The sequence below is a fragment of the Pseudomonas sp. GL_139_B genome, assembly GCF_057834475.1.
The window spans coordinates 2,966,003-2,980,075 of record NZ_CM174403.1; the positions used below are offsets into that span (position 1 = coordinate 2,966,003).

Annotated in this window: 10 protein-coding genes and 2 pseudogenes; 6 read left to right on the forward strand and 6 right to left on the reverse strand. The window is 55.2% G+C overall.

Features of this window, described 5'->3' with window-relative positions:
• Nucleotides 1-94: 94 nt before the first annotated feature.
• On the forward strand, nucleotides 95-766 hold the full coding sequence (locus AC3ISI_RS13595; RefSeq protein ID WP_489337422.1) for a dihydrofolate reductase family protein: 672 nt from the start codon (nucleotides 95-97) through the stop codon (nucleotides 764-766).
• A 291-nt stretch (nucleotides 767-1,057) separates the two neighbouring features.
• Complete coding sequence (locus AC3ISI_RS13600; protein WP_489337423.1) at nucleotides 1,058-1,831, forward strand: ParA family protein; 774 nt, start codon at nucleotides 1,058-1,060, stop codon at nucleotides 1,829-1,831.
• A 119-nt stretch (nucleotides 1,832-1,950) separates the two neighbouring features.
• On the opposite strand, the gene AC3ISI_RS13605 is transcribed toward AC3ISI_RS13600, so the two are convergent.
• Nucleotides 1,951-3,225, reverse strand: a complete 1,275-nt coding sequence (locus AC3ISI_RS13605) for a glucarate dehydratase family protein (protein WP_489337424.1) — start codon at nucleotides 3,223-3,225, stop codon at nucleotides 1,951-1,953.
• Nucleotides 3,222-4,619 carry an MFS transporter gene (locus AC3ISI_RS13610; protein WP_489337426.1) on the reverse strand — a complete coding sequence of 466 codons (1,398 nt, stop codon included), beginning with the start codon at nucleotides 4,617-4,619 and terminating at the stop codon, nucleotides 3,222-3,224. Before AC3ISI_RS13610 ends, AC3ISI_RS13605 begins: the two co-directional genes overlap by 4 nt.
• Nucleotides 4,620-4,725: 106 nt before the next feature.
• Here AC3ISI_RS13610 and AC3ISI_RS13615 point away from each other — a divergent pair, with 106 nt between their 5' ends.
• Nucleotides 4,726-5,628, forward strand: a complete 903-nt coding sequence (locus AC3ISI_RS13615; protein ID WP_489337427.1) for a LysR family transcriptional regulator — start codon at nucleotides 4,726-4,728, stop codon at nucleotides 5,626-5,628.
• 416 nt (nucleotides 5,629-6,044) lie between these two features.
• On the opposite strand, the gene AC3ISI_RS13620 is transcribed toward AC3ISI_RS13615, so the two are convergent.
• Together AC3ISI_RS13620 and gfa are read right to left on the reverse strand one after the other, a co-directional pair.
• A complete protein-coding gene (locus AC3ISI_RS13620) occupies nucleotides 6,045-6,485 on the reverse strand; it encodes a hypothetical protein (RefSeq protein WP_489337428.1) in 441 nt (146 codons plus the stop codon).
• 493 nt (nucleotides 6,486-6,978) lie between these two features.
• Nucleotides 6,979-7,557 (reverse strand): S-(hydroxymethyl)glutathione synthase, encoded by a 579-nt coding sequence (gene gfa / locus AC3ISI_RS13625; protein ID WP_489337430.1) that lies wholly within the window; start codon nucleotides 7,555-7,557, stop codon nucleotides 6,979-6,981.
• Between the two features lie 126 nt (nucleotides 7,558-7,683).
• On the opposite strand from gfa, the pseudogene AC3ISI_RS13630 reads away from it, so the two are divergent.
• Both AC3ISI_RS13630 and AC3ISI_RS13635 read left to right on the forward strand, forming a co-directional pair.
• Nucleotides 7,684-7,984: pseudogene (locus AC3ISI_RS13630) on the forward strand (IS3 family transposase); the annotation flags it as partial.
• A 432-nt stretch (nucleotides 7,985-8,416) separates the two neighbouring features.
• On the forward strand, nucleotides 8,417-9,949 hold the full coding sequence (locus tag AC3ISI_RS13635) for an arylsulfatase (RefSeq protein ID WP_489337431.1): 1,533 nt from the start codon (nucleotides 8,417-8,419) through the stop codon (nucleotides 9,947-9,949).
• Between the two features lie 702 nt (nucleotides 9,950-10,651).
• Here AC3ISI_RS13635 and AC3ISI_RS13640 read toward each other — a convergent pair.
• Nucleotides 10,652-10,915, reverse strand: coding sequence for a hypothetical protein (locus tag AC3ISI_RS13640; RefSeq protein WP_489337432.1), 264 nt, complete (start codon nucleotides 10,913-10,915; stop codon nucleotides 10,652-10,654).
• Between the two features lie 1,279 nt (nucleotides 10,916-12,194).
• Between AC3ISI_RS13640 and AC3ISI_RS13645 the strand changes: the two genes are divergently transcribed.
• Nucleotides 12,195-12,629, forward strand: a complete 435-nt coding sequence (locus AC3ISI_RS13645; protein WP_489337433.1) for a hypothetical protein — start codon at nucleotides 12,195-12,197, stop codon at nucleotides 12,627-12,629.
• 294 nt (nucleotides 12,630-12,923) lie between these two features.
• Here the strand turns inward: AC3ISI_RS13645 and AC3ISI_RS13650 are convergent.
• Nucleotides 12,924-13,964: pseudogene (locus AC3ISI_RS13650) on the reverse strand (aldehyde dehydrogenase family protein); the annotation flags it as partial.
• Nucleotides 13,965-14,073: the final 109 nt, after the last annotated feature.

Sequence of the window (14,073 nt, forward strand, 5' to 3'; positions counted from 1 at the left end):
CAGGAAAAGGAGTAGATTTTGTACAGAAACGGCCGGAGTTGTACGTCAGAAATGCTGTTGAAATAGATAGTTCGGCGTTAATAGAAAGGAGGGCATGAAAATGACACGCGTCCGGGTTGAGGGCTTTACTATCTCGCTTGACGGATACGGAGCGGGTCCGAATCAGGACATGACTAATCCGCTAGGCGTAGGCGGGACAGATTTGCACCAATGGTTAATCCCGACACGCACGTTCCAGCGGAGCCTATTTGGTACCGACGGTGGCACAACGGGGATTGATGACGACTTCGCTGCGCGCGGCTTCAAAAATGTTGGCGCCTGGATTCTCGGAAGAAACATGTTCGGACCGATTCGCGGCCCCTGGCCCGACATGAACTGGCAAGGCTGGTGGGGGGACAATCCACCCTATCACGTTCCAACTTTCATCTTGACCCATCACGCGCGCCCGCCCATCCAGATGGAAGGCGCAACAACATTCTACTTCGTCACGGGCGGTATTCATGAGGCGCTTGAGCGTGCGCGCGACGCAGCCAACGGAATGGATGTACGCATTGGTGGCGGGCCTGACACTATCCAGCAATACCTTCGTGCGGGCCTCATCGATGAACTGCACGTCGCAATCTCACCGGTCCTGCTGGGTGGGGGAGAGCGACTGTTCGAGGGGATTGACATGCGCGCTCTAGGATACGAATGCATTCAGTTCATTGCGTCGCAGAAAGCCACCCATGTTGTACTCCGCCGCCAAGGGCACAATGAAACTCGGTAACATGTCCGTTCAGTGTTGGCCGAAGCGCTTCTTCGCCACACTGACTCATCACACTTCGAGGCTTTCAGTGCTGATTTCCACTTGAAAACCCTGTAGGGGGGGGCTCGTTCAGGCGCTTGCTCATCGGTGTGAATCCATTGCTACCACCTTCTATCGGCGGTCAAACGCTCTAGTCCGAAGCTTTGGCTAATCACTGTCGCAAAACTGTAATGTTACGGTCATAGAATTGACACGACTTCTTACATTTCACCTAAGCTGGCCGTTGGCCTTTTTCACGGATGAGCAAGCCCCATGCGTCGTGTCGTATTCAATCAGAAAGGTGGTGTTGGAAAATCCAGCATTGCCTGTAACCTTGCCGCTGTAAGTGCTGCCGAAGGCTACCGAACGCTGCTGGTAGATCTCGATCCCCAGGCAAATTCGACCCACTACCTCACCGGCCTGATCAACGAGAGTATTCCGACGGGCATCGCCGATTTTTTCAAACAAACATTGTCCGGCAGCTTCGAAGGCAGAAAGAGTCGCGTGAACATCACCGAGACCCGTTACGACAACCTACACCTGGTGGCTGCCAGCCCCGAACTGTCAGACCTGCAATCAAAACTGGAGAGCAAGTTCAAGATCAACAAGCTGCGCAAGTTACTGGTAGAGCTTTCCGAGGATTATGAGCGCATCTATATCGATACACCTCCGTCACTGAATTTTTACACCTTCAGCGCGCTGGTGGCCGCAGACAGGTTGCTGATTCCGTTCGATTGCGACAGTTTTTCTCGTCAGGCGCTGTATCGCGTCATCGCTCAGATAGAAGATTTACGTTGTGATCACAATGAATCACTGACAGTGGAAGGGGTGGTGGTTAACCAGTTCACTGGGCACACTGGCTTGCACCAAAGTCTCATTGATGAGCTGCTGGCAGAAGGGTTACCTGTGCTGCCGGTTTACCTGAGCAGCTCCGTCAAGATGCGCGAATCTCACGAAGTTTCAGTTCCGCTCATCCATTTGGCTCCTCGCCATAAGCTTTCTCTGGAATTTGTTGGCTTGCTGGATGCCCTGGAGCAGGCCGCTTAGCGTAAACGTCCAGCCAACACACCTTCTAAACGCCCACGATATGGCCGAGGGTGTCCGCGTATTTTTTATCGGTGCTGAAAAACCGGTGCCTTGCCCGGACAGCCAGGCACCGGACACCCTCAAAAACGCGGCTTGGTGGTTTTCCACTCAGGCTTGTAACGCTGCATCTGTTTCACATCATCGCGCTGGTGAATGCCGCACGTCAGGTATTGGTCATGCAGCTTGCCCAATTGATCGTGATCCAGCTCCAGGCCCAACCCGGGCGCTCGGGTAATTTTCACGCAACCATTGACGATGGGCAGCTTGCCGCCCTTGATTACCTCTTCGTCCGGCTCCTGCCAAGGGTAATGCGTGTCGCAGGCGTAATCGAGATTGGGCACCGAGGCGGCGACATGGGCCATGGCCATCAGGCTGATACCCAAGTGTGAGTTGGAATGCATGGACACGCCCACGCCAAAGGTCTGGCACATTTTCGCCAGCGCCTGCGTATCGCGCAGGCCACCCCAATAGTGGTGGTCGGCGAGGACGATCTGCACGCTGTTCAATGCCACACTGCGGCGAAACTCATCGAAATCCGTGACCACCATATTAGTCGCCAGCGGCAAGCCAGTGCGTTTGTGCAGTTCGGACATACCCTCCAATCCTGGTGTCGGATCTTCGTAATACTGCAGGTCGTCGCCCAGCAGTTCGGCCATGCGAATGGATGTTTCCAGGGACCAGTTAGCGTTCGGATCGATCCGTAGCGGGTAACCCGGGAAGGCCTTCTTCAGCGCCTTGATGCACGCCACCTCATGCTCTGGTTCCAGCGCGCCCGCCTTGAGCTTGATGCTCTTGAAACCGTAGGTCTCGATCATGCGCCGGGCTTGGGCGACGATCTGCTCTTCGTTCAGCGCTTCTCCCCAGCTGTCTGGTTTGTAAGGCGAATCGATATGCTGGGCGTACTTGAAGAACAGGTAGGCGCTGAACGGAATCTCGTCACGGATCGCCCCCCCCAGCAAGTCCACCAACGGCACGTTCAACGAGTGCGCCTGTAAATCCAGGAACGCCACTTCGAACGCCGAATACGCATTGCTCACCGCTTTGCTGGCGTGAGAACCGGGCGCCAGTTCGGCGCCAGCGATGCTCGCCGGTTTATTCGCCGCCACGGTGGCCTGCACGATGGCGCGCAGCTGATTGAGGTTGAACGGGTCGATGCCGATCAGCTTGTCTTGCAATTGCTGCTGGATCGCCAGCGCCGGCGCGTCGCCGTAACTCTCACCCAGGCCAATGTAGCCATTGTCGCTCTCGATCTCGATGATCGAGCGCAGCGCGAACGGTTCGTGGATACCACTGGCATTCAGTAATGGCGGATCACGGAAAGCGATGGGGGTGACGGTGACTCGTTTGATTTTCAAGAGGCTGCTCCCTTTGAACCTGAACTCAAGGCTGGTTGACTGATGGATGGTTTGCAGGCTGCGTCTTCGGCGGGTTTGCCGGTCAGCGAGCGAAAGGTGTCGCCACGGGGTGCCGTGCGCGCGAAAAAAATCACCACGGCCGCTACCAGCGATGTAGCGGCCAGGCCGTAAAGCCCGCCCTCGATAGAACCGGTTTTTTGTTCCAGAAAACCGAACGCGGTCGGGGCCACGAAGCCGCCAAGGTTGCCGATGGAGTTGATCAGGGCGATCACCGCGGCGGCGATGCGCGCATCCAGATAGCCTTGCGGAATCGGCCAGAACAACGCCGATGCAGCCTTGAAACCAATGGCCGCAAAACAGATGGCGACGAAGGCGAACACCGGTCCGCCGGTGGTCGACATGAACATGCCAAACGCCGCAATCACCAGCGTCAACGCCACCCAGGTTTGCTGGTGTTTCCATTTGCTGGCCATGGCGGCGAAGCCGTACATTGCGACGATGGAGATGAGCCAAGGAATCGAGTTGAACAGGCCGACCTGAAAGTCGCCCAGGTTGCCCATTTTCTTGATCATGCTCGGCAGCCAGAACGTGGCGCCATAGATGGTCAGGGCAATGGAAAAGTAGATAAAACAGAACAGGGCAATTTGCTTGTCGGCCAGCAGTCTGAACATCGACGGTTTGATCGTCTGCACGGCTTCGCGGGCCTGCTGCTCCAGCGCGATGGCGCCCACCAGGGCGGCCTTTTCTTCGACGCTCAGCCATTTCGCCTCACGCGGATGGGATTGCAGCCAGAACCAGACAAAACCGCACAGGACGATGGAGGCAAAACCTTCAATCAGGAACATCCACTGCCAGCCATGCAGGCTGAAACCGCTGACATTCAGCAGCGCACCCGACACAGGCCCGGAAATGACTGAAGCAATGGCCGAACCGCTGAGAAAGATCGCCATGGCTTTGCCCCGTTCAGTCGACGGCAGCCACTGGGTGAAGTAGTAAATGATGCCCGGGAAAAAACCCGCTTCAGCGGCGCCGAGAATGAAACGCAGCACATAGAAGCTGGTTTCGCCGCGCACGAAGGCCATGGCCATGGCGGCTGCGCCCCAGGTGAACATGATGCGCGTCAACCAGGCGCGAGCACCGTAGCGTTGCAGCAGCATGTTGGAGGGCACTTCGAATATTGCGTAACCAATGAAAAACAGCCCGGCACCCAGGCCATAGGCCGCGGCGCCGATGCCCAGGTCGGTTTCCATGTGGCTGCGTACGAAGCCGATGTTGACCCGGTCGATGTAGTTGACGATGAACATCACCACAAACAGCGGCAGCACATGGCGCTTTACCTTGGCCGCAGCGCGGGCAAGCACATTCGGGTCCGGCGGATTCTGGAGGGTATTCAAGAGGCAACTCCCGATCATTGTTTTTTTAGGGACGAGCCGATCATGGACGCGGCAATTGATCCCGTCTAATCTAACTTGGCATTCGATTGATACCTGGATTAGATCAATGTTCGAACTGACTCAACTGCGTTGCTTTACCACGGTGGCCACCGAACTCAACTTTCGTCGCGCCGCCGAACGCCTGAACATGACGCAACCACCGCTCAGTCGACAGATCCAACTGTTGGAGCACCACCTGGGTGTCGAACTATTCACCCGCACCACCCGCAGCGTGGCCCTCACCGCCGCCGGCCGCGCCTTCTTCATCGAAGCGCAGAACCTTCTGGAGCGCGCCCAGCAAGCCGCCGCCACCGCCCGACGGTTTGCCGAAGGCGATATCGGCTCGGTCAACATCAGCTTCGTGGGCAGCGCGGTGTACGAATTCCTGCCCAAGGTCATTGCCGAAGCGCGGCTCAAACAGCCCCACGTCAAAATCGACCTGTCGGAAATGAACACCTACCAACAGCACGAAGCCCTACGCGCCCGGCGGATCGATCTGGGCATCGTCCGCGCGCCCCTACTGGAACCGGGCTACGCCACCGAGTGTCTGGTGCGCGAGCCATTTGTATTGGCCGTCCCCAGTCGCCACCCGTTGGCCAGTGCCGAAACCGTGTCCGTCAAAGACCTCGACGCGCAACCGTTCCTGATGTACTCCCATGCTGCCTATCCGCCGTTCAACGAACTGCTGACCGGCATGCTGCGCTCTGCCCGTGTCGCTCCGGAATACGTGCAATGGCTCGGTTCGTCACTGACGATTCTTGCGCTGGTCAACGCCGGAATGGGCCTGGCCCTGGTCCCGCGCTGCGCCACCAGCGTGGTGTTCAAGAATGTGGTGTTTCGGGATATCGATCTGGGGGAGGGCGTACAAAGCGAGCTGCATTTAATCTGGCGGGAGAATAATGACAACCCGGCGTTTGCGATGTTGCTGGAGGGGATTCGAAAGGCCGTGAGGGAGGGGTGGGGGTTGTGAATTTGTAGGCGGGACATGGGCCATGGCGAGTGTGTCCGCGCCACACCTCTAGCTCTTGACTCTGATACGAATAGGCAATGCTCGAAGACAAACCGGCATAGGTGGCCCGGTTTGCGGTAGATACCATGGCACCACAGCCACCTGACGGAGATTGCCATGATCATCAGAAAACCCTATTCATCACCGGGGTTAGCAGCGGCTTCGGTAACGCGTTGGCGCAAGAAGCGCTTGCAGCAGGCCATCGCGTAGTTGCCAGGTAAACACCCGTTATCGTTAACGACCTTCGCGAGCAAGCTTGCGCCTACAGTGGTCAAATTCACTTAACTGTTTGGTATTAGCCTGAAAGGGCCATTTTGTTGTTGGCTAAAAGGAGAGGGCGGCCAGTTTTTGAGGGGAAGTCTGGTTAGCGCAGAGCGCTAGCTACAAGTGAGACTGACTGCCTTTGCGGCGCGTTCGAGCTGTTGTTTAACATCGACGGGTATCCGCTGCTTCTTTAGTCGTTGTTCGAGGAATGCTTGATCGCCTCGAGTGCCCACCTCAGCCTCGACAGCGGCGTCCTCCGCTTTGATGGCGGCAGAGTGACTCTCCATGACTGAATCAATATCCTCCGGGCTAGTCGCACCTTCGAGGGCGCGGATCAGTTTCGCCACTTCCTCTTCTTCAGCGTTAGCATAAGCCTCTACGGTCATCCCGGCAGCCAACGCGCGCGCTCGAATTTCCACGCCTTTTAAGCTTTGCCTGGCTTCACTGCACGAAACGTCTTGATTCTGCTTAGCGACGGCTCTCCATTGGAGTAGTCCAACGGTCATCGTGCCGATGATTGCCAGGGTGATAGCACTGCTCAGGATCCGCTTCATGGCCACTCTTGGTTTCTATGAAGTGAGGTTTCTATGGGAGTCGCGTCATCTCATGTCGAGGAGATCAAAGCGTAGCATTTGCGTCAGTTCAAGGGGCTGTCGATCTCCTTTCACCGACGGTGCAACCTGGAAACTGGATTGCTGATTGTATAGCCAGGTCTAGATGAGCGAGGTCAAGATCCAGTCTTGCTGTCCTTCTGGGCATGAACGCCCAAGGTTTCAAAAAAGAATCTCACAACGGCTCCCTAGCGTCCTAGAATCTCTCGTTATAGTGGCCTTTCAATTTCTTTTTAGACCTGAGATGGTTCATAAGGAATAGGCGAATTTGCAAGTCGATAAGAGCATACGCTTGCGCGTCACCTCAATCCAGATTGCATTTTTCAGGATTCGGGGGCAGGGCGGTACGCCGTCCCTGATGATAGTGGGGGCTTCGACATCAAGCCACACCACGTACACCCAGCACGCTGGTGAAGAAACCTCGACGGCCGATCAATCAGGCGGCGGGGAGCAGACCTTTCTGTCTTGCGACATGAGTCGCCATTGCGTCCATCAAGTCCGGGGACAGGCAGTCATAGGGCTCCAGGCCGATCGAGCGCAGGCGCTCACGGATTGCCTTCATTTGCGCTGGCGGTGTGCCGGTTTCGATGATGGAGGACACGAACGCGGCGAAACCCGGCGCAGCCCATCCACTCTGGGGCGAGAGCTCGGTGTGGACGAAGTCCAGGCCATAAAACGCATGGTCTTTGTTCTCAATTCGCCCGAACAGATGGGCGTGACACTGCTTGCAGGCGTGGCGCTGAATCGTGGCGGTTTCGTCGATAATCGCCAGTTTTTCGCCGTGGGCAGTGACGCTGACCTTGTCTCGAGGTACCACGGCGATGACGGCGAAAGTCGCGCCTTGCGGTTTCCAGCATTTACTGCAGCCACACGCGTGGTTATGCAGCGTTTGTGCGTCAATCTTGACCTCGACCTTGTCGGTCGCACACAGGCATTGCAGGGTGCCACCTGAGAAATTCGCGGCGGCAGGTTGGATACCATTGTCCAGTGCTGGGTGAAGGTTCAAGGTGGTCATGCTGGCGTCTCCTTTGCGGGTTGTCCCCAGATAAAGAATAGCTCGTCGTTCGAAGTACTCCTCTTGGCGGATGACCTTGCCTTGTTTTTCGAATGCACAAATTTCGCGATTGCCTCAATACGCTTGGCGTACGCGCCGATCAATCAGCTGAGCGTCCATGAGCCGACTGATTGGCTGTGCAAGGTGCTTGAAGTCACCCGCTCGTGCTACTACGCCCAGCGCCTTTGGCGCCGAACGCCTGATGTCGAACGGCTTCGGTTGCGCAGCCGGGTGAGCGAGCTGTTCTCGCAAAGTCGCAGTGCTGCGGGCAGCCGCAGCATCCTGTCGCTGATGGGTGACGACGGTTGAACGGTTGGATATCCCGAACATCTTGAATCGGGAGTTCGATGTTTCGGCCCCCAATCAAGTGTGGTGTGGCGACGTTACCTCATCTGCGCCCAGGGCGGATTCAACCGATCGCCGCAACACCTTTGATCGAGTTGTTTATGGGACGACCCGCAGCGTGGATCATAAAAATACCGATAGCCACTCCCTACGAACGTTCCTTTGAACGTTGCGCGATTTAACTACAACTTCATCCCTTCGACGGTCGCCGAGCGTTTATCGGCAAATCTAGGATGGCCGACGCGTGTCGCAAGCTGGGTGCGCGGGGCCTGCCGGATCAGCCCTCGTCACGAGAGCGCTGTTTTTGGATGACACTCCGACCGGGTCCTGACCTCTTTTTCATTCATTGGCCAATCAAACAATAATCTTAAAGTCGGGTTTGTCTGTACGACGATAGCTGGCAAAAGGAGGCAATCAGATGCCTATCCCCTGTAAGTGGCGAGCAATACTGACTGCGGCGACGTCTGTAGTCGTCATGTCCGTATCAGCAATGACAAGCGCAGCTGAAAAGCCGAACATCCTGGTGATCTTCGGCGATGACATCGGCCAGTCCAACATCAGTGCTTATTCGATGGGTGTTGTCGGTTACAAGACATCGAACATCGACCGCATCGCCCACGAAGGCATGCTGTTCACCGACTATTACGCGGAGAACAGCTGCACCGCCGGACGCTCCAGTTTCATTACTGGTCAGACTCCGCTACGTACGGGTCTTACGAAAGTCGGCGCCCCGGGCGCTTCGGTAGGCATACAGAAACGCGACATTACCATCGCCCAAGCGCTCAAGGGCTTGGGCTATGCCACCGGGCAATTCGGTAAAAACCATTTGGGCGACAAGGATGAATTCCTGCCGACCAATCACGGGTTCGACGAGTTCTTCGGCAACTTGTATCACCTCAACGCCGAAGAGGAACCTGAGCGTCCTTACTGGCCAAAAGATGACGCCGAGTTCGTCAAGCACTTCTCCCCGCGCGGCGTGATCCACAGCTTTGCGGATGGCAAAATCGAAGACACCGGCGCGTTGACCACCAAGCGCATGGAAACCATCGACGACGAAACCACCGCGGCGGCACAAGTATTCATCGAGAAGCAGGCCAAGGCGGACAAACCGTTCTTCGTCTGGATGAACACCACTCGCATGCACGTCTATACCCACGTGCGGGACTCGATGAAAGGCCAGAGCGGCATGCCCGGCAACGACTATGCGGACGGCATGCTGGAGCATGATGGCGACGTCGGTAAGCTGCTGAAAACTCTCGATGACCTGAAGATTGCCGACAACACCATCGTCGTCTACACCACCGACAATGGCCCGAACCAGTTCTCCTGGCCGGATGCGGCGACCACGCCATTCCGTAACGAGAAGAACTCCAACTGGGAAGGCGCGTATCGGGTGCCTGCGCTGGTTCGCTGGCCCGGCAAGATCAAGGCCGGCGTGGTATCCAACGATATGTTTTCCGGCATGGACTGGTTCCCGACGTTGCTGGCAGCAGCCGGTGACGCAGACGTCAAAGACAAGCTGCTCAAGGGCTGGGCACCGACATCAGGGGGCACCAGCTTCAAGGTCCACCTCGATGGCTACAACCAGCTGCCGTATTTGATGGGGCAGCAACCTGGCAGTGCGCGTCACGAGTTTTATTATTTCAACGATGACGGGATGCTGGTGTCCATGCGCTTCGACAACTGGAAAGCGGTGTTCTGCGAGCAACGCGAACCCGGTGGCTTCAAGGTGTGGAGCGAACCTTTCGTGTGCCTGCGCATACCGAAAATCTTCAACCTGCGCATGGACCCGTACGAACGCGCCGATTCAGTGTCCGATCAGTACTACGACTGGATGATCAAAAATGCGTACCTGGTTGCAGTGGCAGTCGCAAAATCGGCGAAGTTCTTACAAACTTTTATCGAGTTCCCTCCGAGCCAGAAACCGGCCAGCTTCAGTGTTGACCAGATCCGCGCTGCGGTAGATGCGAAAATCGCTGAAAAAATGAAAGAACCCGTAAAACCGTAATATCGACGCCGCCCATCCATCCCGGTGGGCGGCTCGACGGCCACATCACGCTGTCACTGTCATGCTGTACCCCCCCCGCATTCCATACTGTCGGGCGTGCCCCCCATTTCAGGGAGTACAGTTCGATCCGTTCGATCTCTACCGTTGGATGGCAACACATTGCCTGGCAATGGATTCCGATTTCCCCCGGACTCCCGTATTCGCAGACGAATTGTAGCGGTCTGACCTTAGCTCAACTAAATAGATGTTTAGTTGAGCTAGCTAATAATTTCACGTAGAGGTCGTTACGTTGCCATTGGCGGTAGACCACCTTCAAAAGCACATATCTCTCGTCAGACACGCGGTATCAGGGCGCGTTGATGTGGTCACCCAAATCTCGCGGGGTACCAAAACCTGAAAGTCCCGACTGACAGACCCGCGCGAGTAATGATAAGTGTAACCGCTCCAAGCGGCAAATCCCGGAGTTGGAACAGCATTAAAACCCCAGGCGCGCCAGGCAAATCAAGACGAAACACGCAGGGTCAGAATAACTCTGTTAACTTGTTTTTTGACTTGTTAACAACCGTAGTTAACAAGTCCAAATTGTGGTTAACAACAGTACCGCACTGGCATTTTACTGAGCTTTTAATCTAGCCAGATTCAGGAGAGTTTCCAGGGGTGTTTGTTGGGAGGAAAGCTAGATAGCCTTCAAACGCGAGGTGTTCACCGCCAAACCGTCAGTATCTGCAAGTAAATCAGGCGGCGCTTTTGAACGTGAGGCAGCCCTTGAAATCTGCACACCAACTCCACGCTGAACGCTTCAGATTTCACACAGCGACGTGTTTTCGGATGGATTTGCCGCGTAAGTAATGCCATAAACGAGCGAGCTGGTCCCAAAAAGGTGCCTTTAATCAAACGAATAGGCGAATCCGCATACGGTGCGCGATCACGCTCATCAAGGGCGACATTTCTTGAATCGCCGCTCATGACATAAAATCATGGACGATGACGGTCACAAAGGCTGCGCCACAGCCTGTAGCGCGCTGATGATTGCCGGACAAGTGATCTGTAAGCAAATCCGTGAACGTGAGGCGAAAGGCTCGATTCACACGATTACTTCCCGTTTTTTCACACATTTACTTCTGAGAACTGCCGAGGTGGAAACACCTAGCAGAGAAGCTAGACTTAGAAGTATCGGCTCAGAGCTGATTTTTGAGGAGCGTAGAACGACGTTGTCGTTTCGCATTTAAATAACTTTTCACGTTAAATTCTCCAAACACTCTGAACTCCTGGCGTGTAGCGATCCATAAGGCAATGATTTTTAATAGTTTTCCAATTTTAAATGCCTTTTCCATTTTTAAGTAATCTCGACAGCGAGATCTGCGTGCAACCGGGGTAATCGCGAAATACATTGTTACGTGTAATGTATATTATGTTAAATGAAGATGCCACCACCCACCAGCATCCCTGTCCATTTTCGCGATCCTGTGTCGGTATTTTCACGAATCTGTGATGACTGGTTTTTCATGAGCTTAGATAACTCTCTTCAGAGTCACGCTAAAATTTGCGTCCATTGACCTGTGTTGTCCGAACTGTGCGCCGTGAACATCTACAATATCTCTGAAGCTGTCCCTTATTGTACGATGCTGGTGCCCGTATGGCGTCTCCGTTTGTCCCATTCCCGATGTTTTGCCCCTACGCTCAATGGCGACCATGGGGCTTGGAACAATTTCCAGAAAATAACGAATTGACAGCCCGGCTTGAGGCTGTAGAAGCATCCTGCCTTCCGTTTGTTAGCTTATGGTACTGCCAGCGATATCTTGCTTGGCTGGCCCATAGTTGGACTCCTGAGCAAGCCAATGAGTCCTACTACTTCGAGACCATACATCTCGAGCGCCTTCTGAATTGGTGCTTCTCCGAAGGACTGTCTTTATTGGATCTGCAGGCCCAGGATCTGTGTCGATATGTGGAGTTTTTTCATAGTCCAGGCGCCGATTGGTGCGTTCCTGCAGCGTGTTTGAAATTTCTACCGAATCCCCTGGAACCATACGGAAACTGGATGATGAATCCTTCTTGGCGACCCTTTCTATCATCGCCACGCGACTCATCATGCCAACTTGGTCTCGCGCAGGTAGTTATCAACAGATTTTACGATTTCTATTTTCAAGACGTTTCTATAGCTCAGACTGGTTCTGTGTTGTGTGGCTTATGGGCGCAGCCTGAGCGACATTTTAGTAAATTGTCAGAGTACGAGCTGGACTGGTACATGAAGAGCCTCGCAGCTTTGCCGCATGGCGAGGAATATAAACAAATCACACTCATGTATTTCGCAATTGCAAGGTTCTCTTTGCAGTCTAGAAGGCAAGTTATGGGCAGCCAGAGCAGTCCAGGACTACTTAGCCAGTTTTCTAAAGGCGCAAATGGCGTCTGGTTGGAGATGCTGCCGCAGGGGGAATTGCGAGCGCTAGATCCAAAATTTAGCGACATTTTTGAACCTTATCTGAAGCACTTGGATGTAGATGCGGGTAGGCCGCTCCAGCCTTCAAAGCTCTTTTCAACCTCTCCCGAGGGTAAGTTTGCAAGGAAATGTAGGCTCCAGCTGGTGGCGATGGCCGCGGATGCTTCGGATCCAGTCATTCGAAATGCTGTGGAAAAGTTTCGTACGCTCACATTTTCAAGCATTCGGAAATCATTCCGATAGTAAGTCGGAAGGCAGCTTGATCCCTCCTGTTCTTTTAATAATACGCAGGTTTACTAATGTGTTTGTCAGTTAGCTACATCAGATCATAAGTCAATTTCAGAATTAAGAGGACAATATTTGGCGTTATATTGACAGGGTTTGCGGCGACCAAACAAACGATAAATGGATGCGGTGCGCTGTCCATTCATTTACGCCCTGCTCCACCGCAACAAATTCGTTGAGGCTATTCAATCAGGTCTTCCTCTGGATGAAGGCACCCATACGGGCAGTTTCGAGCTGCCAGGCTTATCGATGACGACGGTCCTGGACATTTACGGCCATTGGTTCGGGCAAACACTCGATGCGCGCACCGCGCAGCTGCGCATCCTCGATCAGGCCTTCGACTCGGTCCAGATGACGCTGGTTGACCACCGCCACCACATCCGGGTTGCCGGCGACTGTCGGGTTGAGATCGCGATAAGCACTACGCAGCGCCTGGAGGAACGGTTCGAGCGAAGCCTTGGGCACGTACACCAGATCCGGGTTGATACAAATCTGCCCGCCATTGCAGGCCTTGCCCGCCGCGATACTGAACGCAGCCTTGTTCAGGTTGGCGCCGCGCGAAACGATAACCGGCGACTTGCCGCCCAGTTCCAGGGTGACCGGTACCAGGTTTTTTGCAGCGTTGCCCATTACCCGCCGGCCAATCGACGTGCTGCCGGTGAACACCAGGTGGTCGAAGGGCTCGCAACTGAAGGCCTCGCCCAGCTCAGGCCCACCGTTGACCACCGCCACAACCAGCGAGTCGAGGTGTTCGGCGCACAGATCCGCCACCAATTGCGCGGTGCGTGGCACCACCTCCGAAGGCTTCAGGATGGCTCGATTGCCGGCTGCCAGAGCCGATGCCAATGGGCTGAACAAGGTGTACAACGGCGCGTTCCAAGTGCCGAGGATGCCCACCGTGCCCTTGGGCTGGTGCATGACCCACGCCGTGGCGCCGAGTTGATCGTAAGGGCTGAACATCTGGCGCGGCTCGTCCTGCATCCACGCCTGCAGATGATCGCGGGCATACTTGAGCGATGCCAGTGCGCCCAGCACATCATTCATCAATGAGAAACCGGCAGGCCGCCCGCCGAAGTCGTGGTCGATCGCCGCGGTCAATGCTGCATGGTTGTGGACCAACAGGTCGATCACTTGTTGGAGTCGCTGGCGGCGGGTGTCGGCGCTGACACTCCCGGCACTGGCAAAGTCGCTCTTCTGTCGCGCCAGCAGGCTGGAAAGGTCTTCGACGCATGACGTGGCTGAACTCATTGTTATCCCCTTGCAGGTTGGCTCAATGGCCGTTAAGCGCCCCATGCGCCAGGCGCCACCCTAGCCTTGCTAATACCTGCGCCGCCTCGTCCGATCGGACGAGGCCCTGCATTAGTGTTAGTCCGTTGAGACGATGTTCAGCACCTGTAAACGC

Coding starts and splice junctions, on each gene's coding strand:
- AC3ISI_RS13595 (WP_489337422.1), top strand. CDS start 95: ATGAAAATGACACGCGTCCGGGTTGAGGGCTTTACTATCTCGCTTGAC.
- AC3ISI_RS13600 (WP_489337423.1), top strand. CDS start 1,058: ATGCGTCGTGTCGTATTCAATCAGAAAGGTGGTGTTGGAAAATCCAGC.
- AC3ISI_RS13615 (WP_489337427.1), top strand. CDS start 4,726: ATGTTCGAACTGACTCAACTGCGTTGCTTTACCACGGTGGCCACCGAA.
- AC3ISI_RS13620 (WP_489337428.1), bottom strand. CDS start 6,485: ATGAAGCGGATCCTGAGCAGTGCTATCACCCTGGCAATCATCGGCACG.
- gfa (WP_489337430.1), bottom strand. CDS start 7,557: ATGACCACCTTGAACCTTCACCCAGCACTGGACAATGGTATCCAACCT.
- AC3ISI_RS13635 (WP_489337431.1), top strand. CDS start 8,417: ATGTCCGTATCAGCAATGACAAGCGCAGCTGAAAAGCCGAACATCCTG.
- AC3ISI_RS13640 (WP_489337432.1), bottom strand. CDS start 10,915: ATGAGCGGCGATTCAAGAAATGTCGCCCTTGATGAGCGTGATCGCGCA.
- AC3ISI_RS13645 (WP_489337433.1), top strand. CDS start 12,195: ATGAAGAGCCTCGCAGCTTTGCCGCATGGCGAGGAATATAAACAAATC.